General features: G+C 69.7%; 23 protein-coding genes. 9 read left to right on the top strand and 14 right to left on the bottom strand.

From position 1 onward, the window contains the following. Positions 1-78 precede the first annotated feature (78 nt). The gene (locus QSK34_RS12955) at positions 79-1,761 is read left to right on the top strand and encodes a beta-galactosidase (RefSeq protein ID WP_285583575.1); all 1,683 of its coding nucleotides are present in this window, start codon (positions 79-81) and stop codon (positions 1,759-1,761) included. Positions 1,762-1,814: 53 nt separating this feature from the next. Next, positions 1,815-1,988 (top strand): hypothetical protein, encoded by a 174-nt coding sequence (locus tag QSK34_RS12960; RefSeq protein WP_169806299.1) that lies wholly within the window; start codon positions 1,815-1,817, stop codon positions 1,986-1,988. Between the two features lie 102 nt (positions 1,989-2,090). Here the strand turns inward: QSK34_RS12960 and QSK34_RS12965 are convergent, their stop codons facing one another. From QSK34_RS12965 to QSK34_RS12990, 6 genes are all read right to left on the bottom strand, one after another. Next, on the bottom strand, positions 2,091-2,849 hold the full coding sequence (locus QSK34_RS12965) for an HpcH/HpaI aldolase/citrate lyase family protein (RefSeq protein WP_285583578.1): 759 nt from the start codon (positions 2,847-2,849) through the stop codon (positions 2,091-2,093). After that, positions 2,849-4,549 carry a CocE/NonD family hydrolase gene (locus QSK34_RS12970; RefSeq protein ID WP_285583580.1) on the bottom strand — a complete coding sequence of 567 codons (1,701 nt, stop codon included), beginning with the start codon at positions 4,547-4,549 and terminating at the stop codon, positions 2,849-2,851. Before QSK34_RS12970 ends, QSK34_RS12965 begins: the two co-directional genes overlap by 1 nt. A gap of 11 nt (positions 4,550-4,560) precedes the next feature. Continuing rightward, on the bottom strand, positions 4,561-5,349 hold the full coding sequence (locus QSK34_RS12975) for an ABC transporter permease (protein WP_285583582.1): 789 nt from the start codon (positions 5,347-5,349) through the stop codon (positions 4,561-4,563). A gap of 91 nt (positions 5,350-5,440) precedes the next feature. Beyond that, positions 5,441-6,214: an ABC transporter permease gene (locus tag QSK34_RS12980; protein ID WP_285583584.1), complete on the bottom strand. Its 774-nt coding sequence runs from the start codon at positions 6,212-6,214 to the stop codon at positions 5,441-5,443. After that, the gene (locus tag QSK34_RS12985; protein ID WP_285583586.1) at positions 6,195-7,208 is read right to left on the bottom strand and encodes an ABC transporter substrate-binding protein; all 1,014 of its coding nucleotides are present in this window, start codon (positions 7,206-7,208) and stop codon (positions 6,195-6,197) included. The genes QSK34_RS12980 and QSK34_RS12985 overlap by 20 nt, the downstream gene beginning before the upstream one ends. A 40-nt stretch (positions 7,209-7,248) precedes the next feature. After that, complete coding sequence (locus QSK34_RS12990; RefSeq protein WP_285583588.1) at positions 7,249-8,064, bottom strand: ABC transporter ATP-binding protein; 816 nt, start codon at positions 8,062-8,064, stop codon at positions 7,249-7,251. A gap of 61 nt (positions 8,065-8,125) precedes the next feature. Between QSK34_RS12990 and QSK34_RS12995 the strand changes: the two genes are divergently transcribed. Together QSK34_RS12995 and QSK34_RS13000 are read left to right on the top strand one after the other, a co-directional pair. Continuing rightward, the gene (locus QSK34_RS12995; RefSeq protein ID WP_285583590.1) at positions 8,126-8,884 is read left to right on the top strand and encodes an alpha/beta fold hydrolase; all 759 of its coding nucleotides are present in this window, start codon (positions 8,126-8,128) and stop codon (positions 8,882-8,884) included. Then, entirely contained in the window at positions 8,884-9,561 is a 678-nt protein-coding gene (locus QSK34_RS13000; RefSeq protein ID WP_285583593.1) for a GntR family transcriptional regulator, read from the top strand. Before QSK34_RS12995 ends, QSK34_RS13000 begins: the two co-directional genes overlap by 1 nt. A gap of 83 nt (positions 9,562-9,644) precedes the next feature. On the opposite strand, the gene QSK34_RS13005 is transcribed toward QSK34_RS13000, so the two are convergent. From QSK34_RS13005 to QSK34_RS13015, 3 genes are all read right to left on the bottom strand, one after another. Beyond that, complete coding sequence (locus tag QSK34_RS13005) at positions 9,645-10,865, bottom strand: CaiB/BaiF CoA transferase family protein (RefSeq protein ID WP_285583595.1); 1,221 nt, start codon at positions 10,863-10,865, stop codon at positions 9,645-9,647. Continuing rightward, complete coding sequence (locus QSK34_RS13010; RefSeq protein WP_285583599.1) at positions 10,850-11,824, bottom strand: MBL fold metallo-hydrolase; 975 nt, start codon at positions 11,822-11,824, stop codon at positions 10,850-10,852. Before QSK34_RS13010 ends, QSK34_RS13005 begins: the two co-directional genes overlap by 16 nt. A 74-nt stretch (positions 11,825-11,898) precedes the next feature. Beyond that, a complete protein-coding gene (locus QSK34_RS13015) occupies positions 11,899-12,663 on the bottom strand; it encodes an SDR family oxidoreductase (protein WP_285583601.1) in 765 nt (254 codons plus the stop codon). Between the two features lie 114 nt (positions 12,664-12,777). Between QSK34_RS13015 and QSK34_RS13020 the strand changes: the two genes are divergently transcribed. Next, positions 12,778-13,221, top strand: a complete 444-nt coding sequence (locus tag QSK34_RS13020; RefSeq protein ID WP_062334923.1) for a YbjN domain-containing protein — start codon at positions 12,778-12,780, stop codon at positions 13,219-13,221. On the opposite strand, the gene QSK34_RS13025 is transcribed toward QSK34_RS13020, so the two are convergent. Together QSK34_RS13025 and QSK34_RS13030 are read right to left on the bottom strand one after the other, a co-directional pair. Then, positions 13,181-13,957 (bottom strand): MBL fold metallo-hydrolase, encoded by a 777-nt coding sequence (locus QSK34_RS13025; protein ID WP_285583607.1) that lies wholly within the window; start codon positions 13,955-13,957, stop codon positions 13,181-13,183. The two genes, QSK34_RS13020 and QSK34_RS13025, sit on opposite strands and share 41 nt — an antisense overlap. 104 nt (positions 13,958-14,061) lie before the next feature. Continuing rightward, positions 14,062-14,688 (bottom strand): NADPH-dependent F420 reductase, encoded by a 627-nt coding sequence (locus tag QSK34_RS13030; RefSeq protein ID WP_285583609.1) that lies wholly within the window; start codon positions 14,686-14,688, stop codon positions 14,062-14,064. 161 nt (positions 14,689-14,849) lie between these two features. Here QSK34_RS13030 and QSK34_RS13035 point away from each other — a divergent pair, with 161 nt between their 5' ends. The 3 genes from QSK34_RS13035 to QSK34_RS13045 all read left to right on the top strand — a co-directional run bounded on the left by QSK34_RS13035 (position 14,850) and on the right by QSK34_RS13045 (position 17,845). Next, positions 14,850-15,227 (top strand): hypothetical protein, encoded by a 378-nt coding sequence (locus QSK34_RS13035; protein WP_161478815.1) that lies wholly within the window; start codon positions 14,850-14,852, stop codon positions 15,225-15,227. 22 nt (positions 15,228-15,249) lie between these two features. Beyond that, positions 15,250-16,368, top strand: a complete 1,119-nt coding sequence (locus QSK34_RS13040; RefSeq protein ID WP_285583613.1) for a serine hydrolase domain-containing protein — start codon at positions 15,250-15,252, stop codon at positions 16,366-16,368. A 268-nt stretch (positions 16,369-16,636) separates the two neighbouring features. Then, positions 16,637-17,845: a Shedu anti-phage system protein SduA domain-containing protein gene (locus QSK34_RS13045; protein ID WP_285583615.1), complete on the top strand. Its 1,209-nt coding sequence runs from the start codon at positions 16,637-16,639 to the stop codon at positions 17,843-17,845. 270 nt (positions 17,846-18,115) lie between these two features. Here QSK34_RS13045 and QSK34_RS13050 read toward each other — a convergent pair whose 3' ends face one another. The 3 genes from QSK34_RS13050 to QSK34_RS13060 all read right to left on the bottom strand — a co-directional run bounded on the left by QSK34_RS13050 (position 18,116) and on the right by QSK34_RS13060 (position 22,004). Beyond that, entirely contained in the window at positions 18,116-20,938 is a 2,823-nt protein-coding gene (locus QSK34_RS13050; protein WP_285583617.1) for a vitamin B12-dependent ribonucleotide reductase, read from the bottom strand. Next, positions 20,935-21,393: a transcriptional regulator NrdR gene (nrdR, locus tag QSK34_RS13055; protein WP_030454682.1), complete on the bottom strand. Its 459-nt coding sequence runs from the start codon at positions 21,391-21,393 to the stop codon at positions 20,935-20,937. Before nrdR ends, QSK34_RS13050 begins: the two co-directional genes overlap by 4 nt. Positions 21,394-21,569: 176 nt before the next feature. After that, positions 21,570-22,004: a LysM peptidoglycan-binding domain-containing protein gene (locus QSK34_RS13060; protein WP_285583621.1), complete on the bottom strand. Its 435-nt coding sequence runs from the start codon at positions 22,002-22,004 to the stop codon at positions 21,570-21,572. Positions 22,005-22,747: 743 nt separating this feature from the next. Between QSK34_RS13060 and lexA the strand changes: the two genes are divergently transcribed. Continuing rightward, on the top strand, positions 22,748-23,452 hold the full coding sequence (gene lexA / locus QSK34_RS13065; RefSeq protein WP_235966260.1) for a transcriptional repressor LexA: 705 nt from the start codon (positions 22,748-22,750) through the stop codon (positions 23,450-23,452). The last annotated feature ends 86 nt before the right edge of the window (positions 23,453-23,538 follow it).

Here is a 23,538-nt window from a genome sequence, read left to right on the forward strand (position 1 = left end):
GCACTCCAACGGTATGGCGGCCGGTATGATAATTAGTTTGCCGTCCATCCCAACAAACGTCAACGAGAGCGGGAGACGATGTACTACGGCGGCGACTACAACCCCGAGCAGTGGCCCGAACACGTCTGGCACGACGACGTCGCCCTCATGCGGCGGGCCCGCGTCAACCTCGTCACGCTCGGCGTCTTCTCGTGGAGCAGCCTGCGGCCCGCGCCGGGCCGGTGGGAGTTCGGCTGGCTCGACCGCGTCCTCGACCTGCTGCACGACAACGGGATCCAGGTGAACCTCGCCACGCCGACCGCCTCGCCGCCCCCCTGGTTCGGCCGGCTCCATCCCGACACGCTGACGGTCACCGCCGACGGCGCCCGGCTCACCCACGGCAGCCGGGACACCTACTGCGTGAGCGCGCCGGCGTACCGGGACGCCTCCCGCGAACTGGCGTCGGTGCTGGCCGAGCGCTACGGCGGCCACCCGGCGCTGGCGATGTGGCACGTCCACAACGAGTACGGCACCTGGTGCCACTGCGACCACGTGGCCGGGGCCTTCCGCAGGTGGCTGCGCGCCCGCCACGGCGACCTGGCCACCCTGAACGAGCGCTGGACCACGGCGTTCTGGTCGCAGGGCTACTCCGACTGGGAGGAGATCCAGCCGCCCCGGGCGACCCAGTGGTTGCCGAACCCGTCGCAGGCGCTCGACTTCCGCCGGTTCCTCTCCGACGAGATGCTCGCCCACTTCACCGAGCAGCGCGACCTCCTGCGCCCGACGGGCAGGCCGGTCACCACGAACTTCGCCTTCGGCTCGTGGGTGCCGGTCGACCACTGGAGGTGGGCCCGGGAGGTCGACCTGGTGGCCGTCGACGACTACCCGACGGGCGACCTGGCCGAGGAGTCGGCCTTCGCTGCCGACCTGGCCCGGTCGTGGGCGGGCGGGAAGCCGTGGATCCTGATGGAACAGGCGGCGGCGGTCGAGTACACCCCGAGACGCACCCTCCCCCGCCCGCCGGGCGACCTCGCCCGGACCACCCTGATCCACGTCGAACGCGGCTCGATCGGCGCGATGTTCTTCCAGTGGCGCGCCTCCCGGGGCGGTGCCGAGCAGTGGTACCACGGCATGGTCCCCCACGCGGGCCCGGACACCCGCACCTTCCGGGAGATCACCGCCCTGGGCGAGACCCTCGCCGCCCTGCCGCCTCGCCCGGCAACCCGGCCGGAGGTCGCCGTCGTGTGGGACGACGAGGCGTGGTGGGCACTCCAGAACCGGGGCCTGCCCTCCCGGGACCTCGACTACCTCGACGCGGTCAAGCAGCCGCACCGGCTGCTCCACCGGGCCGGGCACCACGTCGCCTTCGTCCACCCGGAACACGATCTCTCGCCCTATCGCCTGGTCATCGTCCCGAGCCTGCTGCCGGTCACCGACGCGGCCCTGGCCAACCTGGCCGCCCACCGGGGCGCCGTCCTGATGTCCTTCTTCTCCGCCGTCACCGACGAGCACCTCCGGGTGCGGCTCGGCGGCCGGTTGCCCGCGTTCGGCATCACGATCAAGGAGCAGCGCCCCCTCGCCGAACCGCTCACCCTCTCGGACGGCACGGAGGCCTCCCTCTGGAGCGAGGAGATCGCCCTGGAGGGCGCCGAGGCCGTCGTGACGTACCCGGACGGAAGCCCCGCCATCACCCGATTCGGTAACGCGTGGTACTTGTCCACCCGATTGACCGACAAAGCCTATGAATGCCTCCTGACCTGCCTTTTACACCGTTCTTACTAGCGAACCGGTACACATGGTGAGAGGTAAGGGAACCATCACGGCGGGGGAGAACGATGCTCAAGGTGGTGCCATCGCTCGCGAAGGTCAGGGACATCACGTCGGCTCTGCGCAGGCGGGCGTCTCACCGTGACAGCAGGGGCGATTCAACGGTCATCGACCTGCGGGCGTACCGCGACGCCAAGATCATCAGATTTCCCCGCACCGGTGGCCCGACCACGGTCGCCTGAACGGCCGTATCACCCCGTGAGGGCCGCGCGGCAATCGGCGCGCCGCGCGACAGCACAACGGTGACGGGGTGCCGGCCGTGCCTGAACACGGTCGCCACCCCGTCACATGCGCGTTCCCAGCAGACGCCGGGCCCGGTCGACGACCGGTTTGTCGATCATCTGGCCCCGGAGCACCCCCACTCCCCCCGTCGACGCCGCCATGACCTCGCGGGCCCAGGCCAGGTCCTCCTCCGACGGCGTGAACGCCGCCAGCACGAGCCCCACCTGGTTCGGGTGGACGCACAACTTCCCCCCGAACCCCAGCGAGGCGGCGTGCCCGGCGTCCGCGCGCAGCGTCTCCTCCGAGGTCAGGTCGGTCGTCACCCCGTCCAGGGGGGCCGCCGTCCCGGCCGCTGCCGCCGCCACGACCAGGGACGAACGGGCATGCCAGAGCGCCATGCGGTCGTCCGGCGCGACGCCCAGCTGGGCCGCCAGGTCCACGCCGCCGAAGGCCGGTTGCACCACGCCCGGCGCGGCGCAGATCTCGCGGGCGTTCAGCAGGCCCGCGGCGGTCTCGATCAGGGGGTAGGCCGTCCCGAGGACGTCCGCGGCCGACTCGGCCTTGGGGATCATCACCGGGCAGCCGAACTCCGTCACCAGGGCCACGTCGTCGGCGTGCCACGCGGTCCCGCGCGCGTTGATCCGCACCATGCCGGGACCGCCGTCCGACAACCACGCCCGCACGTGCGCGCGCGCCGCCGGTTTGGCCGCGGGGGCGACCGCGTCCTCCAGGTCGAGGATGATCGTGTCGGCCCCGGCGGCGGCCGCTTTGGCGAAGCGGTCGGGGCGGTCGCCGGGGACGAACAGGGCCGCGCGGAGCATCAGCCGGGCACCACGGGAAGCAGCAGGTAGGAGGCCGTCTCGCCGCCCGTGTGGATGGTCACCTCGTTGTGGAACACCTCTGCGGGACGGTCGGCCGGGTCGTCGTGCAGGAAGGGACCGCAGCCCTTGAGCGGGTTGCGGAGGTTCGACAGGTGACCGGCGGGTTTGTCGTGTTCGTAGTCGCGGCCGCGCACCTCCAGCGTGATCCGGTAGCCCTCCGGCACGACCAGGCAGGTCGGCAGGATCTCCACGTCGAGTTCGTAGACCTCCCCCGGCACGAGGGGGGCCGGGTTCGTGTGGGTGTGCACGGGCAACCACGGCTGCGAGAGTCCGGGGTCGAGCTCGCGGTGGGAGGCCCGGAGCCAGCCCTGCGCGACCGGGGTGTGCGGGTCGAGCGCGCCCTGGAAGGCGACCTCCTCCCCCGCCGGGTCGAAGACCCGGACCACCAGGAACAGGTCGGCGTCCGACGTCGACGACGACACGAACAACTTCGCCGCCAGCGGGCCGGTGATCTCGGTCGTCTCCGTCAGCGCGGGCAGCTCGAACCGCACGCCGCGCCCGGTCGCCGAGTAGGTGACCTGCGCCGGGGCCGAGAGCTCCCCCAGCGACAGGTCGGCGGCGTCGAGGAAGTGCCGGGTCCATCGGGTACGGGGGATCGGCCAGGCCTCCTCGAACCGGGGCGTGAACGTGGCGTCCACGTGGCGGATCTGGAGCTGCACGGGCGGCTGCTTCTCCCACCCCGTGTCCTGCCCGGCGAGGAAGTGCCCGAAGAAGCGTTTCTGCAGGTCGACGCCGTAGTCGGCGTAGAAGAGCGACCAGTGGGTGTCGCCGTGCATCTCCAGCCACTTGTGTTCGGAGGCCGCCCGCAGGTAGCCGTAGGTGTTCCCGCGCAGGTGGAGGCCCTGGCCGCCCCAGTTCCCCGCCGACAGCAGGGGCACCGTCACGCGGTCGAACGAGGGCGACCGCTCCCGGTGGTAGGCGTCGTCGAGCGGATGGGCCCGGATGCTCCCGGCCAGGTCGGCCCGGTTGGCGGCCAGCTCCTCCGGCGACAGGGTCGTCTCGCCGGTGGCCGGGACGCCGGTCACGGGGTTGCGCGGGCCGTTCTCGCCCAGCCCGTGCTGGACGGTGGTGACCTGCATGCCGTACCACTTGTCCCAGAACGTGGTCCGGATGCCGCCGTGGTGGGTGGCGTCGCGGTACCAGTCGGCGGCGCCCTCCCACACGATGATCGCCGCCAGGTGGGGCGGCTGGAGGGAGGCCACGTGCCACTGGTTCATGGCGAAGTAGGAGATGCCGTTCAGGCCGACCCTGCCGTTGCTCCACTCCTGCGTCCCGGCCCACTCGACGCACTCGTAGTAGTCGCGGGTCTCCCGGGGCGAGAAGCAGTCGATCACGCCGGGCGAGGCGCCGGCGCCGCGCGAGTCCACCCGTACGCAGACGTAGCCGTCGGGCACCCACTTCTCCGGGTCGACGACCTCCCACGCCTGGTAGACGTTGGACGAGCCCTCCAGCGCGTCGGGGTGCTCGGCGGCCATCTTGTTCCAGGCGCTCGGGTAGCCCTCCTGGAACGACAGGCCCTTCGCGTAGGGGCCGTAGGTGAGCACGACCGGGTAGCGTCCCGGGGCGTCGGGACGGAAGACGTCCGCACGCAGCACGACTCCGTCGTCGGTCTCGATCGGCACGTCCCATTCGACGATCATTGACAGGGCTCCTAGTCCTGGTGGGTCTGCTGCCACGGCGCGACGCGCCGGATCAGCCGTTCGGTTCCGGCGCGCGCGAGCACGCCGAGGAGGGCCAGCACGACCACGCCCACGAACGCCTGGTTCTGGGCGAACGACCGCGCGTTGGTCAGGATGAACGTGCCCAGCCCGTCGATGTTGGCCAGGAACTCCACGGCGGCGGCCCCGACCAGGGCCCGGCCGACGGCGATGTGCACCCCGGCCACCGCGAACGGCAGCGCCGAGGGGAGCACGAAGTCGAGCACGAACCGGCCCCTGGGCACGTTGAGCACCCGGGCGACGTCGCCCAGGGCGGCGGGCAGCGAGCGGGCCCCGTCGGCGGTGGACACCGCGCAGGGCAGGAACGCCGACAGCGCGATCACGATCACCCGGGTGGTGTCGTTGTAACCGAACCAGATCGTCGCCATCGGCACGATCGCCAGCATGGGCATGGCGTACAGGCCGCTGATGTACGGGGTGCTGAGCTGCCGCAACCAGGTGATCCGCCCGATGAGCAGCCCGGCGGCGGTCCCCGGGACACACCCCAGGACGAGCCCGAGCAGCACCGCGCCGACGGTCTCCCCCAGTGCGCCGAGGAACGCCGAGGAGGTCAGGGTGGGGATCACCTCGGAGACCACCCCGAAGGGGGTCGGAAGGTAATCGGGCAGGAACGTCGCCCCGGCGACCTGCCACACCCCCAAGAGGACCACGACTGCGACGATCTTGCCGAGGAGATCCCCGGGCGGCGCGAAGGACTTCTCCCGCGAGGCCGAAGCGGTCATTTCGCGGCCTCCCCGGAACGTCGGGCTTGAACGGTGATCTGAATCGGGCGCGGGCAGGCCGATACCGGTGCGGCGCGTGAATCCAGGTGGCTCACTCCGTGCTCCCCTCACGCCAGGGCGCGAACGCCCTCTCCAGCCGCCGCCCCAGCCCCATCAGCAGGGCCGCGATCACCGACACCAGCACGGTCAGCCCGAGCACGGTCGCCGAGTCGAAGCGCGCCGAGGCCGACAGCAGCAGCCCGCCGATGCCCGTCGCCTGGAGGAAGAACTCGGCGATGAACGTCCCGACGAACGCCATCGCGATGCCCTGCCGGATCCCGCTCATCGCGTAGGGCAGGGTGTGCGGGATGAGCACGTCCCGCCACAGCGGCCACTCGCCGCTGCGGTGCACCCGCGCGACCTCCAGCAGGGTCCTCGGGGCGTGCTTGGCGCCCTCGGCCGTGTTGATCAGGATCGGGAAGACCGCCGACAGGAACACCACCAGCGTCTTGGCCCCGAACCCGAACCCGAACGCCGCCAGGATCAGCGGGGCCAGCGCCACGATCGGCACCGACTGGAAGGCGAACACCAGCCAGCCGGTGCTCCCGCGCAGCGCCTTGGACCGCGACAGCACCAGGCCGTAGCCGACCCCGCCGGCGATCGCCGCCGCCAGGCCGACCACGAACAGCAGGCCCGTGTCGAGCAGCGCCGCCGGGAGCGTCCCGTCGGAGACCATCCCGGCCAGCGCCTCGAAGGAGCGGACCGGGGTGGCCAGCAGGACCGGATCCCGCTGTCCGGCCACCTGCCAGGCCATCAGCCCGAGCGCGAGGCCGGCCAGCGAGACCAGGAGGCCACGGGCCCGCGGCTCACTTCCCGAGCGCTTCATCGAACACCGTGAGGTCGACGAAGTCGTCGTACTTCGGCGCCTTGTCGGCCGCCACGTTCCCGGCCTGCACCTGCGCCTGGACCGCGTGGTCGACCCGGTCGCGGGCCAGTCCGGCGTCGGCCGGCCAGAACTTGATGCCGACGAACTGGCCGAGCGCGACCTTGGAGATCTCGGGGGTGCGCTTGGTCATGGTGGCGGCGATCCGCGACACCTCGTCGGCGTTGGCCGGGTCGTTGATGTACGTGATCGCCTTGTGCAGGGCGGCCACGGTCTTCACCCAGGCGGGCCGCTTGCCGCCCTCGCCGAGTTCGTCCTCGCGGGTGACCAGCATCGTGTAGTGGGAGGTCGGGTCGACCTTGGCCAGCGCGACCACCTCGTGGGCCTTGGCCTTCTCGTTGACCGCGGCCAGTTCGTCGGGGTGCAGGACGGCCGTGTCGACCTGCCCGGCGATCATCGCGTCGACCGACTGCGGGCCGCCCACGTTGACCGTGGTGACGTCGGCCGGGGTCAGGCCGCAGGAGCCGATCATCTGGTTGACCGACAGGGCCTTGGGGGCGCCCGCGCCGTCGACGGCGATGGTCTTGCCCTTGAGGGAGGCGCAGTCGGTGACGTTCGGATCGGAGGAGGCGATCAGGAACGACGGGTTCTCGTTGCCCAGGATGGCGACCACGTTGCCGCCGGAGGCGCGCAGCGCGACCGCGCCGGAGGTGCCGATGACGCCGCCGTCGAGCTCCTTGCTCTGGATGGCGCGGCCGACGTCGGCGCCGGTCGGCAGGGGCCGCAGGGTGACGTCGACGCCGCCCTCCTTGAAGTAGCCCTTGGACTCGGCGACGTAGGCCATCAGGTTCACGAAGACCGGCGGGATGCCGGGGACGCCGACCGACAGGGCGGTCGTGCTGCCGTCGCCCGAGGAGGAGCCGCCGCCGCAGGCGGCGAGGCCGGTGAGGGAGACCAGGGCCAGCGCGGCCACTCCCAGACGCTTGATCGACAACATGTGCCGTCCTTCCCAGGTGCCCGCGGGCACCGTTGTGCTTTCAGCCCGCCTGACCGGCGTCGGGGGACATGACGAGAGACCAGACCCGTTCGCGCAGGGCGGCGAACTCCTCCGACCTCGCCACCGCACGGTCGCGCGGATGAGGCAGCGCGACGTCGATGACCTCGTGCACCCTGCCGGGGCGGCCCTTCAGCACGACCACCCGGTCGCCGAACAGCACCGCCTCGTCGATCGAGTGCGTGACGAACAACATCGTGATCGGGTGCTCCTCCCACATGCGGAGCAGCTCGAAGCGCAGCACCTCGGCGGTCTGCGCGTCGAGGGCACCGAAGGGCTCGTCCATGAGGAGCACCCGGGGCCGCACGGCCAGCGCGCGGGCCAGGCCCGTGCGCTGCTGCATGCCGCCGGAGAGCTGGTGCGGGTAGGACTTCTCGAATCCGGAGAGGCCCACCATTCCGACCAGCTCCCGCGTGCGGGCGGCGATCTCCTCTTTCGGGAGGCCGCGCAGCCGCAGCGGGTAGGCGACGTTCGCCTCGACGGTCTTCCACGGGAACAGCCCGAAGTGCTGGAAGACCATCCCGACCCCGTCGGGGGTGCCGTCGACGGTCTCGCCGTCGACCTGCACGCTCCCCTCGGACGGGGTGAGCAGCCCGGCCACCGCACGGAGCAGCGTCGTCTTGCCGCAGCCGGAGGGCCCGACGACGGAGACGATCTCGCCGGGCGCGACGTCGACCCGGATGTTCGAGGCGGCGACACGGTCCCCGAACCGCATCGTCACGCCGTCGATGGTGACGGCCGCGCCGCCCCTTCCGGGGCTGGTCAGCGAGGGGGCTTTACGCCGGTCGTGCAGTGACATGCGACGTACTGTTGCATAATGATGCCTTTCATACAAGAGTGATGTGTCATGAGAGTTAATAATGCATGATTTCCGGCATCCTGTACTGCTCCTGCACACGCTCGGCGCGGCCGGGGAGACCTGGGCCGAGGTCATCGGCGCAGATCAGAGCCGGTTTTCCGCCCCCGACCTCCCCGGCCACGGTATGCGGCGGGACGAGGTGTTCGACACCGCGAAAGCGGTCGCGACCTGCCTGGAAACCGGCCCGCGATTCCACGTCGCCGGTTCGGGGCTCGGCGCCTACGTGGCCCTGGAGCTCCTCCGGGCCGCACCGGAACGCGTCGCGTCACTGGTTCTGGCGGGTTTCCCGGCAGCGGGCGGCCCGGAACGCGTGGCGTCGACCGCGAAGCTCTTGGCCGAGCAAGGCGTCGAAGGGTTCGCCGCCTCCTATATGAAGGCCACGCTCTATATGGGGGCCACTCCTCGCCTGGGCGCCGCCCGAACCGATTCCGCGCCTCATGCGGACGGCCCGGCGCCGACCCCCTCCCAGGAGGTCTTCGCGCAGGCCTTCCTGGCGATGCGCCCGGAAGGGTTGCTGAGTGCGCTGGCGGCGGCGTTGAGCTGGCGTCTTCCCGAGGCCCGGACCCGAACGACGGTGCTGCGGGGGGAGCACGACGTGCGGGTGGGCGAGGAGGCGGCGCGATCACTGGCCGCCGCCCTCGGGGCGGATTACGTTACTCTTCCCCTGGCCGGGCACGTCGCATACGTTGACGACCCTCGCGGCTTCCGCGAAGTCCTCGATGCCTTTCACCGCGCCACCGAAGCGCAGGAGGAACACTGATGACCGGCAGTCCGCGCACCAAGCGCGACATCATCGTCGCGGAACTGCGCCGCATGATCTCCGCGGGCGAGCTCGCGCGGGGCAGCCGGATCCGGCAGGACGTGCTGGCCTCCCAGTTCAACACGAGCATCACCCCGGTCCGCGAGGCGCTGCGCCTGCTGGAGGCCGAGGGCATGCTGATCAGCGAGCCCCACCGCGGGGTCCGGGTCGCCGACGCCGACTACGACCGCGTCAAGACCGTCTACCTGCTGCGCATGGCGGTCGAGCCCTACGCCATGCGCCGCGCCTCGCGCCGGTTGTCGCCCAAAGACCTCGACCAGGCGCGGAAACTGGTCGAGGAGATGGAGGCCGCGCTGGCGGCGGGCGACCGCACGACCCTCAACGAGAAGAACCGGCGGTTCCACTTCCTCTTCTACGACCGCTGCGGCAACGAGGGCCTGAGCGAGGAGGTCGCGCTGCTCTGGCGGCGGTTTCCGTGGGACATGCTCCAGGTGGTCGAGAGCCGGGGCGAGGAGGCCGCCCGGGAGCACCGCCTCATCCTGGAGGCGGCCCGCGTGGGCGACACCGACGCGCTCGCCCGCGCGACCGAGGTCCACCTGACCAACAGCTTCCTCGCCCTGGCCAGGCACCTCGTCGGCCACGACGTCCCCGACCCCTTCGAGATCGACAACGACTGACGCTCCCGGCTCGGCCTTCACGGCCGTTCCGGCGTCGACGGTGGAGCGGCCGGTCCGGCTTTCGCCTCCGTCGCCACGCGTCTTCACGGCCGGTTCGAGATCGGTCCCGGCCGGCCGACCACTCCCGCCGCGGCCAGCGCATCCACCTCCTGCTCCGAGAGCCCCAGCTCGGCGAGCACCTCCCCGGTGTGTTCCCCCACGTCGGGGACGGCCCGGAGGTCCTCATCGGCGCTGCCCGGGTGGAACGGCGAGGTGACCACGGTGGCCTTCGTCCCGTCCGGCAGCAGCGCCGACGACCACCTGCCCGTCGCCTGCGCCTGGGGATGTGCCAGCACGTCGGGGAGCCGGTTCAGGCGCGCGTTGGGCACGTCGGCCCGGTCGAGCCGGGCGGTCAGCTCGTGGGTCGGCAGCGCCCGCAGGGCCGCCTCGATGACCGCTTCAAGGCGGTCCCGGTTCCGCAGCCGGTCGGTGTTGAGCGCGAAGTCGGGATCGGCGGCCAGCGCGGCGTCGCCCACGACGATCTCGCAGAGCCGCCGCCACTGCCCCTCGTTCTGCACCGCGATCAGCACCAGGTCGCCGTCGGCCGACACGTAGGGGCCGTAGGGGGCGATGCTGGCGTGGCTCAGCCCGGCGGGCTGGGGGGCGGTCCCGGCGTGCGACTGGGCCAGCAGCAGCGGGCTCATCCATTCGAGGAGCACGTCGAACATGGCCACGTCGATGCGCTGCCCCCGTCCGGTCCTCTCCCGCGAGTAGAGGGCCGCCGTGACGGCCGACAACGCGTAGGTCCCGCCGCTGAGGTCGGCCAGCGAGACACCCGGTTTGGCGGGCTGCGCGGGTGTCCCGGTCGCGGTCACGACCCCGGCCTCGCCCTGGATGAGCATGTCGTAGGCCTTGCGATGGGCGAACGGGCCCCGGGTGCCGTACCCGGACAGGAAGAGCCTGATCAGGCGGGGGTTGAGGGCCGTCAGGTCGTCGTCGGTGAAGATGCGGTCGAAGGCGCCCGGGGCCAGGTTGCAGACCAGCACGTCGGCCGTGCGCAGCAGTTCCCCCAGCAGCCGGCGGCCCTCCGGGGCCTTCAGGTCGAGGGCGACGCTGCGTTTGCCCCGGTTGAGCCAGACGAAGTGGCTCGACATGCCGCCGACGAAGTCGTCGTAGTCGCGGGCGAAGTCGCCCGCGAGCCGCTCGACCTTGATCACGTCGGCGCCCATGTCGGCGAGGTGCCGCGAGCAGAGCGGCACCGCGACCGCCTGCTCGACCGCGACGACCCGCACCCCCGAGAGGTCGGCCCTCACCGCGTGCCCCACGTGAACACGCTGCCGACGGCGGGCTGCACGTAGCGGTCGGCCAGCTCCGCCGACATGTGGGCGTGGCTGCGCAGCCCGGAGCAGTGCATCGGCACGACCGTCTTCACGTCGAGGTCGCGGAAGGCCTCGGCGGTGAGCTCCACGTTCTTCGCCGGCGTGGTCGGGAACCCCAGGTGGAAGCCGCCGAGGACGGCCCTGATGGGCTTGTCCCCCGCGATCGCCTTCGCCTGGTGGAGCGTGTTGATCACCCCGGCGTGCGCGCACCCGGTCAGGACGACCAGGCCCTCGTCCTTCACGTCGATGATCAGCCCCATCTCGTCCATGACCTCGTCGCGGCGCACCTCTCCGGTGGCGGAGACCTGGTAGAGCCCCGGCTCGCCGCGCCTGAACGGCGGAGCGGCCGCCTCGAACGGCACGTTCCTGGGGATCTCACCGGTCGTCCAGACGCCCCAGCCGAGGTCTAGGGGGTCGCGGCTGAGCACCGGCGCGCCGCCGCTCGCCTCGATCTGGCCGAAGGTGAAGGCGGTGTTGTAGACCGGCGAGACCCGGCCGTCACCCATGACCGCGTAGCGCGGCAGTTCGGCGTCGTGGTGGGTGGCGACCGGGATCCGGCGCCCGGCCAGTCCGAGGAAGGTGTGCACGCCCCCGAAGTGGTCGGGGTGGCCGTGGCTGATCACCAGGTGGTCGACCGCTCCCGCGTCCACCCCCAGGACCTTCATGTTGTGCGCGAGCACGCTGCCCGTCAGGCCGACGTCGAACAGCACCCGGGTGGTGTGCCGGCCTCGGGTGGCCTCGACGAGCATGCTGATCCCGTTCTCGGCCTGCGGCGGCACCCTCTTGCCGTCGAAGTGCTCGATCAGCCCGTACCGGCTGACGCAGTGGTCCTCCACGTCGGGCAGCAGCATGTCCACCCAGTTCTCGACCAGGACCGTGACCGTGACCGAATCGGCCTGGAACATCCGGCGGCTCCTTCCATCGCACAATTAGGAAGGAACATTACATGATCGATATGGATAATGCATCATTTGTCTCGTCATGCCTTCTTGAAGTAAGACGAGGCCGGCACACCGCCCCTCAGGAACTCCTCGAACGTGATCCGCCCGACGGCGTGCTCGGGCGTGAGCTGGTACCCCGACCGGAACGCCTTGCTGACCCGGCCCGGCACGAGCACCTCGACGACCCGCTTCCGCTTGTCCTCCGCCGCCAGGTAGAGCTCGACCATCTCCCGGAAGCTGAGCACCTGCGGCCCGCCCATGTCGGCCACCCGGCCCGCCGGGTCGCCCGTCGCCAGCGTGGCGAGCTGCGAGGAGACCTCCGAGATCGCGATCGGCTGCGACGCCCACCCGAGCGGCACCGGCACGATCGGCGATCTGGTCAGCGTCCGGCAGAGCGAGGCCATGAAGTCGTGGAACTGCGTGGTCCGCAGGATCGTGTACGGCAGCCCGGAGGCCTCGACGAGCTGCTCCACGGCGTGTTTGACCTGGTAGTACGAGTAGGGATGCCGGTCGACGCCGACGATCGAGATGTAGACGACGTGGGTGCCCGGCGCCAGCGCCTTCAACAGGTTGCGGGCCGCCTGGACGTCGGTCTTGCCGGGCGGCTTGCTGGCCAGGTGGACGACCGTGCTCACGCCGTCGGCGGCCTCGGCGATCCCCTGCCCGGTGACCAGATCGCCCCGATAGGGCCCGTCGGCGCTGCGGGCCAGATTCCGGACCTCCCGGCCCGCCCGCCGGAGGTCCGCGATGACCTGACGGCCCAGGATGCCGGTGCCGCCGGTGACGAGAATCGTACCGTCCATGATGGTTTCCCACCTTTTGAGGCGTTTTCCGGATCCATACCCCATCACGACGCGCTGAACGAACTCACCCCACAGGCTCATGATTCCGGGGCCCGGGTCTGTCAGGATGGGGGGGTGAGCCATTCCCCGGCCGTGGTCCAGCCCGACCAGGAACTGATCATCGAGATCCTCAACGAACTCGACATCGACTTCACCTTCGACGCTGACGGCGACCTCGCGATCTCCACCGAGGCGCTCACGGTCTTCTTCCTGTTCGGGTCAGAAGGCGACCTCTTCACGATCCGCACCTTCTACGACCGCCACTACTCCGTCGACGAGAAGCCGCTGCTGCTCACCGCGCTCAACGAGTGGAACGCCGACACGATGTGGCCCAAGGTCTACGCCTTCACGCCCGACAACGGCGTGATACGCGTGATCGGCGACGCCCAGCTCTACATCGGCGCCGGAGTCACCTACGAACACCTGATGACGATCGTCGCCCACTGGGTGAGGTCGGCGATCAAGTTCCACCGCTGGCTCAGCGACCGTCTGGCCTTCGAAGAGGACGACGCCGAATAGTCCGGGCCAGCGCCTCCTCAAGGGTCTTCTGCGGGTACGGCGATCGTGCCACCGCCCCTTCGAGGTCGATCTCCCCACGGTGCAGGCGCTCACAGAGCGTGACGATCTCGGTGATCTCCGCTCGCTGCCGCTCCACGAAGTCGGGCGTCACCGGGTCGCCGTGGCCCGGCACGATCACCTCGGGCGCGGCCTCCAGCATCTTCTCCAGCGCCATGGGCCACGCGCCCGGGTAGGAGTCGCCGAACTGCGGCGGCGCCCCCTGCTCCACGAGGTCGCCCGCGAACAGCACCCCCACGTCCGGGACGTGGACGGTGAGGTCGTGGCCGGTGTGGCCGGGCCCGGGGTGGCCGAGCAGGACCTCTCTCCCGCCGAGGTCGACACTGGACGGCGCGCGCAGCGGCAGCACGACAGGGGAGGTCGCGATGCCGGGGAACTGACCCGACCACTCCCCGATCTGCTTCTGGGCCGTGTCGACCAGCGCCTCCCGGCAGCCCTCGGTGGCGAAGCAGGTCCCGAAGGCCGCCGTGCCGAAGGCGTGGTCGAAGTGGGCGTGGGTCAGCACGACCGTCCAGGGCAGGTCGGTGACCTCCCTGATCGCGTCGGCCCAGGCCTGGCCGAAGGCCTCGTCGATGCCGGTGTCGACGACGAGACAGCCGGTCTGCCCCACGACGAGCCCGAGGGTGAGGTCGAGCTCGGTGTGCCGGCGGATCCAGACTCCGTCCGCAACTTCGATCATGGGTCCGTTGTTACCACACGGGAGCACGGCCTGACCGAATTTCGGTCCGTTGACACCCCGAAAAATCCGGATCACACCGCAGAGGTCCGGAGCCGTCCGGCGGTTCAGGCGCGGGCGAGCGCCGCGCGCAGTTCCTCGGCGTTGAAGCGGGAGACGTAGGCGGGCCGGTCCCGGTCGTGCCGCCACCCTTCGGACAGCGGGCCGACGTCCACGACGTCGAAGCCGAAGGAGTCGGTCAGGTCGGCGACGACCCGCTTCGCCTCGGGGTCGTCGCCCGCGATCGGCAGCGCCCGCCGGTTCGGCGTGCCCGGCGGGGTGCCGTCGGACAGCAGGTGGGCGGCCATGATGTTGTTGAAGCCCTTGACCACGCGCGAGGTGGGCAGATGCTCCTGGAGCAGCCCCGACGGCGTCTTCTCGCCGGAGTCGATCTGCGGGAACCGCCCGTCGCGCTCGAAGTAGTAGTTGTTCGTGTCGATCACGATCTTCCCCGCGAGCGGCTCCACCGGCACCCGCCGGTAGGCGTGGAACGGCACCGTGACGACCACGACGTCCCCCGCCTCGGCCGCCCCCTCTGCGGTCGACGCGGAGGCCGCCGGGCCGAGCGACTCCACCAGGTCGGCGAGGGTCTCCGGCCCGCGTGAGTTGCTCATCACGACGGAGTGCCCCGCGTCGACGGCCAGCCGGGCCAGTGCCGACCCGATGTGCCCGCTGCCAATGAATCCGATGACCATACCGGGGAAACCTGGTCGCCGGTGGCGTCATTCCCACACGCAACCTCGTCTCCGTCGTTGACGACGTTATGGGCGAGGCTCTACGTTGTCTCTCCAAGAGACCATGTTCGGTCATGGTATGAAGTGACCCACCAGGAGGCGGACGGACGAGTTGAGGCACCATGACCGAGCGATACCTCGGCGTACTCGGCATCGGCGAGGCGCTGGGGGTGAGCCGGCACGCGGTGCACAAATGGCGGGCCCGCTACCCGGCAGGCTCCGCCCACCCCTTCCCCGAACCCGACGCCGAGATCGACGGCGCCCCCGGCTGGCGTCCCGACCGTCTCGGCGAGATCGTGCGCTGGCGCGAGGGCCTGCCCGGCCGAGGAGCCGGCGGCGGACGCCCGCCGGCGGCCCGCCAGGACTACCTGAAGGCCGCCGCCGAGCGCGGCCTCGACCGCGACGAGGCGCTGCGTGCCCTCGCGACGTTCGGCGAAGAGTTCCCCGAGATGACCGAGCCGGAGATCTGCGCCTGGCTCATCGAGAGCTGGCGCCGCTGACCCCACCAGAAGGCGATGACGCATGCCCGGAACCACCGCACCCGGATTCGAACCCGTCCAAGACGCGTTCGCCGACAACTTCGAGCACCACGACGAGATCGGCGCGGCCGTCTGCGTCTACGTCGACGGCAAGAAGGTCGTGGACCTCTGGGACGGCGTGGCCGACCCCCAGACCGAACGCCCCTGGACCGAGGACACCCTCCAGGTGGTCTTCTCCACCACCAAGGCGATCACCGCCGCCTGCGCCCTGCACCTCGTCGACCGCGGCCTGCTCGACCTGGACGCCCCCGTCGCCGACTACTGGCCGGAGTTCGGCAAACCCGAGATCCCGGTACGTTGGCTGCTCACCCACCAGGCGGGCCTGGCCGCCCTGGACAAACCGGTCACCCCCGCCGAGGCCGTGGCCTGGGAGCCGGTGGTCGCCGCCCTGGCGGCACAGCGGCCGTTGTGGGAACCCGGAACCGAATCGGGCTACCACGCCCACACCTTCGGCTGGCTCGTCGGCGAGGTGGTGCGCCGGGTGTCGGGGCGCACGCTGGGGACGTACCTGCGGGAGGAGATCACCGCCCCGCTGGGGCTGGACTTCTGGATCGGGCTGCCGGAGTCGGAACACCACCGCGCCGCCCGGATCGTCTCCCCGGCGATCGACCTGTCGGTCGACCCGGCGACCCTGCCCGAGGCGGTGCGCCCCTACTTCGACCCGACGTCGCTGACGATGCGGGCCTCGATGGCCGTCACCCCGTTCCTGAACCACAACGACCCCGTCGAACTGGCGGCCGAGTTCCCCTCGACCAACGGCTGCGGCACCGCGCGAGGGCTCGCGGGCTTCTACGCGGCGCTGCTCGACGGCCGGATCCTCAGCGCCGAGACCTTGGCTCTCGCGACGACCGAGCAGGTCAGCGGGGTCGACAAGGTGCTGCGGGTGCCGGTCAGGGTGGGGCTGGGCTTCGGCCTGCCGAACCCGGACGACTTCTGGTATGACCCGACGGCCTTCGGCTTCCCGGGATACGGGGGCTCGCTGGGGTTCGCGGACCCTTCCCGGGGGCTGGCCTTCGGCTATGTGATGAACCACGGCAAGCACGCCGCCGACGACAGAAGGGCCGCCAACCTCGTCGAGGCGGTGCGGGAATCCCTCGGCTGAAGGAAGTACCGGTCACAATTTCGGCAGATGATTCCCCACGATTTCGGGCGGTGAGTTACCTCCCCTGCATGGTAGAAGGCTTCAACCCCGCGGCCGATGCCCGTAAAGCTGACTCCAAGTACCGAGGAGGCGCGCTCATGGTTCCGGGTGCGTGGTTCCGGGTGCGCCACCTCCGGCCACCTGAGGAGGCAACAGGCAAATGTGTCGGTGACGCTTGGCAGACTGCGATATCGCCAGATGATCCCACCAGGAAACGACCAAGGAGGCGGTGGCGCTGCCAGCGAGAAACAAGGTGCGCTCGGACTGGACGCTCTCGCAGCTCCTGAGGCTCGTCCACTCGCTCGCTGAAAACGAGAGTGTCAAGTCAGCCGTTGGCGACGTCCTCGACCACATGGGTGACAACTACCGCGGCGGGAAGGCGTTGCTGGACTTGATCCGCTTCGCCATTCGGCAGGCCGAGACGGGCAGCGAACTGGAATCCGCTGCACGGCTCGACGACGCTCTGGGATACGCCACCGGCCGGCTACTGAACGCCGATGTGAACGAGAAATACCGGCTGCTCAGTGGAGCACCGCACCGGAACACCGAACTGTTCGCAGCCACCCAGGCGACCGCGCACCATTATCTTCTGTCGATTTTCGAGGATTTCCTGCGAGACCGCCCCGATGCTGGCATCGCCGATGCGCGGGTCCACTTTGAACGACTGGCTGCGGCGTCCATCAAGGTGGTGAAAGACCGGGAAGCGGGCATCTACCGTGTCCACAGGCTCATAGAGGAGAACCACATCTGGCTGGCCGAAACACTGATGCGGCGCACGACCTACGAGCCAGTCACCGATTCGAGTCATCCGACCTCGGATCTACCGCCGGAGTCGCTGGCCATCCTGGCCCGGGCCGACGCCACACTGATCCTCGCCGGAATGCAGCATCGGCTCCGCCGTCAACGATTGGCCGAGATCCGAAGCGTGGTCGAGCACCCCTCCAGCCTGGAGCGCGATATTCAGGAGGCTTTCAGCGGTGCGTGGTGGTTGTTCGGCGGCGAATACATCGGCCAGTCTCTGCGTCGGCGGCTGACCTGCGGGCTGGAACTCGACATTCCTTTATTGCGCCCCGACGGCGCACTCCACCTGGTGGAACTCAAACGTGCCAACGTCCAGGCGATCCAGAGGCATCGAACGTCTGCGATTCCCTCGGATGGTGTTCATGAAGCTGTGGGGCAGGTTCAGAACTACCTGAAGCTGCTCGACGAGAACCGCGAGGCCGTCCTCGGCCATGGCGTTGACGTGCGGCGGGCGACGGCGCTCGTCGTCATCGGCCACCCCCACCTCAGGACTGAATATACGGAAAGCCAGGTCAATGAGACTCTTCGCGTCTACAACTCTCATCTGGCTCGCATCGAGGTCATCACGTACAAGCAACTGCTCGACGCTGCGGAGCGAGCGCTCGATCTGACGGAACCGTCAACCGCCGCTCATTGAGCTGCCATCGCCGACCAGCTCAGCCTCCTGCTCATAAGGCGCGACAACTCCGACCAAAGGCGCAACTGGGCCCGCCGTTTCCTCGAACTCGCCTTCGCCGAACAGCACGCACACTGGATCGGCCTACCGTCGTGACGGCGGGCCGCCCGCGCGGCCGGTGAGCGCCGGATGCGGCGCTCACCATGGGCGGCGGGCGGTGCCGGGGTGGGCGGGAGCCGTAACGGAAGAATCCTGGGCCGGCCCTCTGTCGGGTCGGCCCAGGATCGGGGGTCAGCTGCAGCCGCTGGTGCTGCCGCAGCCCTCGCACACGTAGCAGCTACCGGCCGGGCGCATCTTGGTGCCGCAGGTCATGCACAGCGGCGCGTCGGCCGTGAAGCCCTGGTGGCCTTCCAGGTGGCCCTGCTGCGAGGCCCTGACCGGCTCGGCGACCGGGACCGGCTTGGTCACCGGCGGCTCTATCGGGGCCGACTGGGCCAGCGCGGCCGTGTCGAGCTGGGCGGCCGGGTCTTCGCCGCGCTGCTGGGCGGCGCGCTCGGAGGCCGAGAAGATGCCCAGAGCGGCCCGGTCCTCGTAGGGCAGGTGGTCGAGGGCCAGGCGGCGGAAGATGTAGTCCATCACCGACTGGGCCATGCGGACGTCGGGGTCGTCGGTCATGCCGGCCGGCTCGAAGCGCATGTTGACGAACTTCTGCACGTAGGTGTCGAGCGGCACGCCGTACTGGAGGCCGATGGAGATCGCCACGGAGAAGGCGTCCATGACGCCCGCGAGGGTCGAGCCCTGCTTGGACATCTTCAGGAAGACCTCGCCGAGACCGTCGTCGGGGTAGGACGAGGCGGTCATGTAGCCCTTCGCGCCGCCGACCGTGAAGCGGGTCGTGATGCTCGGGCGGCTGTTCGGCATGCGGCGGCGGGTCGGGCGGGAGACCTCGATGACCTTGGTCTCGGGCTCGGCGACGACCGCGGCCTCTTCGGTCTTCTTGTTGTTGCCGGCCGACAGCGGCTGGCCGACCTTGCAGTTGTCGCGGTAGACGGCCAGGGCCTTCAGGCCGAGCCGCCAGCCCTCGAGGTAGACCTGCTCGATGTCGTCGATCGTCGCCGACTCGGGCAGGTTGACCGTCTTGGAGATCGCGCCAGACAGGAACGGCTGGGTCGCGGCCATCATCCGGACGTGGCCCATGGGCGCGATCGCCCGCTCGCCCATCGCGCAGTCGAACACCTCGTAGTGGGCCTCCTTGAGGCCGGGGGCGCCGACCACGTGGGAGTTCGCCGCGATGTACTCGACGATCGCCTCGACCTGCTCCTCCTGGTAGCCGAGCTGACGCAGGGCCCGCGGGATGGTCTGGTTGACGATCTGCATCGAGCCGCCGCCGACGAGCTTCTTGAACTTGACCAGGGCCAGGTCGGGCTCGATGCCGGTGGTGTCGCAGTCCATCATCAGGCCGATGGTGCCGGTCGGGGCGAGCAGCGACGCCTGGGCGTTGCGCCAGCCGTTCTTCTCGCCCAGCTTCAGGCACTCCTGCCACTGCTTGGTCGCCTCGGCGTGGATCGCCTTGTCCATCGCGTCGATGGTGCGGACGGCGTCGTTGGCCGCGGCGTGCTTGCGCATGACCCGCTTGTGCGGCTCGGCGTTGCGCTCGTAGCCGTCGTAGGCCCCCACGACGGCCGCCAGCTCCGCGCTGCGGCGGTAGGACACCCCGGTCATCAGCGACGTGATCGCCGCGGCGATCGCCCGGCCGCCGTCGGAGTCGTAGGCGTGGCCGGTGGCCATCAGCAGGGCGCCCAGGTTGGCGTAGCCGATACCGAGCTGGCGGTAGGCGCGGGTGGTCTCGCCGATCTTCTCGGTCGGGAAGTCGGCGAAGGTGATCGAGATGTCCATCGCGGTGATGATCAGCTCGGTCAGCTTGACGAAGCGGGCGATGTCGAACGTGTCGTCGTCGGTGAGGAACTTCAGCAGGTTGATCGACGCCAGGTTGCACGAGGAGTTGTCGAGGTGGACGTACTCCGAGCAGGGGTTGGACGCGGTGATCCGGCCGGTCTCGGGGCAGGTGTGCCAGTCGTTGATCGTGTCGTCGTACTGCACGCCCGGGTCGGCGCACTCCCACGCCGCCTTGGCCATCTTGCGGAAGAGGTCGCGCGCGTCGATCTCCTCGATGACCTCGTGGGTGAGGCGGGCGCGCAGGCCGAACTTGCCGCCGGTCTCGACCTGGCGCATGAACTCGTCGCTGACGCGGACCGAGTTGTTGGCGTTCTGGTACTGCACCGACACGATGTCCTTGCCGCCGAGGTCCATGTCGAACCCGGCGTCGCGGAGGGCGCGGATCTTGTCCTCCTCACGCGCCTTCGTCTCGATGAACTCCTCGATGTCGGGGTGGTCGACGTCGAGCACGACCATCTTGGCCGCCCGGCGGGTGGCGCCGCCCGACTTGATGGTCCCGGCCGAGGCGTCGGCGCCCCGCATGAACGAGACGGGGCCGCTGGCCGTGCCGCCCGAGGACAGCAGCTCCTTGGAGGAGCGGATGCGGGACAGGTTCACCCCCGAGCCCGAACCGCCCTTGAAGATCACGCCCTCTTCCTTGTACCAGTCGAGGATCGACTCCATGGTGTCGTCGACGGCCAGGATGAAGCAGGCGCTGACCTGCTGCGGCGACAGGGTGCCGACGTTGAACCACACGGGCGAGTTGAACGCGAACAACTGGTGGACCAGGGCGTGCTTCAGCTCGTGGTCGAAGATCTCGGCGTCTTCGTCGGAGGCGAAGTAGCCGTTCTCGACGCCGGTCCGCGTGTAGACCCCCGTCACCCGGTCGACGAGCTGCTTCAGGCTCCACTCGCGCTGCGGCGTGCCGAGCGCGCCGCGGAAGTACTTGGTGGTCACGATGTTGGCCGCGTTGACCGACCACGACGCCGGGAACTCGACCCCGCGCTGCTCGAAGTTGACCGAGCCGTCGCGCCAGTTGGTCATGACGACGTCACGGCGCTCCCACTCCACCGCGTCGTAGGGGTGGACGCCCTCGGTGGTGAAGATCCGCTTCACCTTCAGCCCCTTGGCCCGCCCACGCCGTGCGCGCGTGGATGTGCCGTTGACCGTCTCCGTCATGACTCCCCCTTGGCATGTGCCTTGAGTTGCTGGATCTCTGCCTCGAAGTCGGCGAGGGTCTCGAACCCCCGGTAGACCGAGGCGAATCGTAGATAAGCCACCTCATCGAGGTCGCGCAGCGGCCCGAGGACCGCCACGCCCACCTCATGGGCCGGGATCTCGGCGACACCGGACGCGCGGATGCTCTCCTCGACCCTCTGCCCGAGCTGCGCGAGCGAGTCCTCACTGACGGGCCGCCCCTGGCAGGCCCGCCGGACCCCGGCGATGACCTTCTCCCTGGAGAACGCCTCGGTCACCCCGCTGCGTTTGCTCACCATCAGCAGGACCGTCTCCTGGGTGGTGAACCGTCTCCCGCATTCGGAACAGGTGCGCCGGCGGCGAATCGCCCCGCCGTCTTCCGTCGACCGGCTGTCGACGACCCGGGTGTCGGGATGACGGCAGAACGGGCAATGCACGCCGTCGCCTCCTCACTGACCAGACGCTCGCGCACGCCCCCACATGTGATGAGGTGCGGCAAAGGAAACACAATCTATGGTTCGCTCAGTTGACCACGACCACTAGATGTTGTGGTTCCCCAACCCTAGAAGTGAGTCCCCTAGATCGCAACTCAAACCCCACGTCCCTCAGGGGCCTACTGACCTGGGACGTCGCGGGGGAGGTAGAGCGTCGTGCCTGGCCGGATGAGGGGATCGGGTAAACCGTTGAGATCCATGATCTCGCGAACGACGACCCCCGGATCGCCGGCGCCCACGGCCGAGACGGCGATCTCCCAGAGAGTGTCGCCTTCCTGGACCGTCACACGGGGCAACCCCTCGACCGGACGCGTGGTGGACGCGGTCACGGCAGCCCGTGTGCCCAGCCAGAGCGCGGCCAAACTCACGATCGCGATGAGTATGACGAGGACGATCCGCCCGCGCCGGGTGAGCCGGAGGGGCGGGGGGTTCTCTCTTTCGGTACGCCGGCCTTCGACCGCGACATGCGAGGGACGCTCGGCGTCACCCCAGCGTCGCGACCCCGGCAGGGATCCTTTGGACGGGTTTCCTTGCCGGGACAGAACGGTTTCCACGGCGACCAGACGATCGGCTCCCGCGCCCGGAATGGCGCCGTTCGGCCGAGGGGAACGACGCCTCGAATAAGCTCCGGCCTCCGACTCCCCCATACCGGCCCGAGCCCGTGAAATCGGCTGTGGGGCCACTTGAGCCGTCGATTCTCGACCTGGCCTTACCGGAGACTTTCTCGGCTTCGAAGCGGCCCGAGCCATGGAATCCCGAGCCTGGGAAAGCGTCATCGCAGCGACCCGTTCCATGGAATCCCGGCCCCGCCGGACTGGAGACTCCGGAATCGGCTGTGGAGCGGCCTGAGCCGCGGAATCCGGACCCCGCTCGGCCCGAGCCTGCGGAATTGCCCGCACCGCGGATTCCCGGTCAGAGCCGGACTCGGTTCGGGGGTCTCGACTCGGAAAGGGCGGGACCAAGGTGAGGTGGCGTCGCCTTATATGGGGGTGCTCCGCCGGATGTGGATCCACGGCCTTCGGCGGTCGGATGTTCGAGTGTGGGGGTGGAGTCGTAGGGGTGTCCTTCCGCGTGGGCTTCATCGTGAACCTCCTCGACTGCCCTGCAAGAAGGGAAGAAAGATCGCGCGAATCGAACACGATGTCGATCGAACTCCCGTACGATGTTGTACACCACGCCACCGACGTTTTCGAGGGCAATCGAACAACTGTTTGATATTGATCTTGAATCGCGGTAGCGTCGCTCTGTGCGACGTGAGGAACACGGATTGGGAGGTGCGCAGGTGAACAACGACGGGCTGGCCGGCCAGCGCGACGAGAGCGTGAGCGATCTGGCGGTTCGCCGCCGCGACTCGCTCGGGCTCACCCCCAGGCAGCGCAAGATCCTGGAGGTGATCCGCGACTCGGTCCAGCAGCGGGGCTACCCACCGTCGATGCGCGAGATCGGTGAGGCGGTGCAGCTCACGAGCACGTCGAGTGTGTCCCACCAGCTCACCGCCCTTCAGCGCAAGGGCTACCTGCGTCGCGACCCCCATCGCCCGCGCGCCCTCGAGGTGCGCCTGCCCGGCGAGCCGGTTCTCTGGGTCGATCCCGACGCCGCCGTGGAAGACTCCGCCTTCAACCGTCCGACGGCGGCCTATGTTCCCCTGGTCGGGCGCATCGCCGCAGGTGGGCCGATTCTGGCCGAGCAGAACCTCGAAGACGTCTTCGCCCTGCCCAAGCAGCTCGTCGGCGAGGGCACCCTCTTCCTCCTCCAGGTCTCCGGCGACTCGATGATCGAGGCCGCCATCGCCGACGGCGACTGGGTGGTCGTCCGCCAGCAGCCGGTCGCCGACAACGGCGACATCGTCGCCGCGATGATCGACGGCGAGGCCACCGTGAAGACCTTCAAGCGTAAAGACGGCCACGTCTGGCTGGTCCCCCACAACCCCAACTACGAGCCGATCCCCGGCGACGAGGCGACCGTCCTCGGCAAGGTCACGGCCGTCCTCCGCAAGCTCTGACCGCACCTCTGAGGCGCCTGCTCCCCCACGAGCAGGCGCCTTTCGCTTGTCGGTGCCCTATGGGCGGTCTAGGGGCGGTAAACGCC

The organism is Herbidospora sp. NBRC 101105, from assembly GCF_030269205.1.
In the GTDB taxonomy this organism is placed as follows: Bacteria; Actinomycetota; Actinomycetes; order Streptosporangiales; family Streptosporangiaceae; genus Herbidospora; species Herbidospora solisilvae.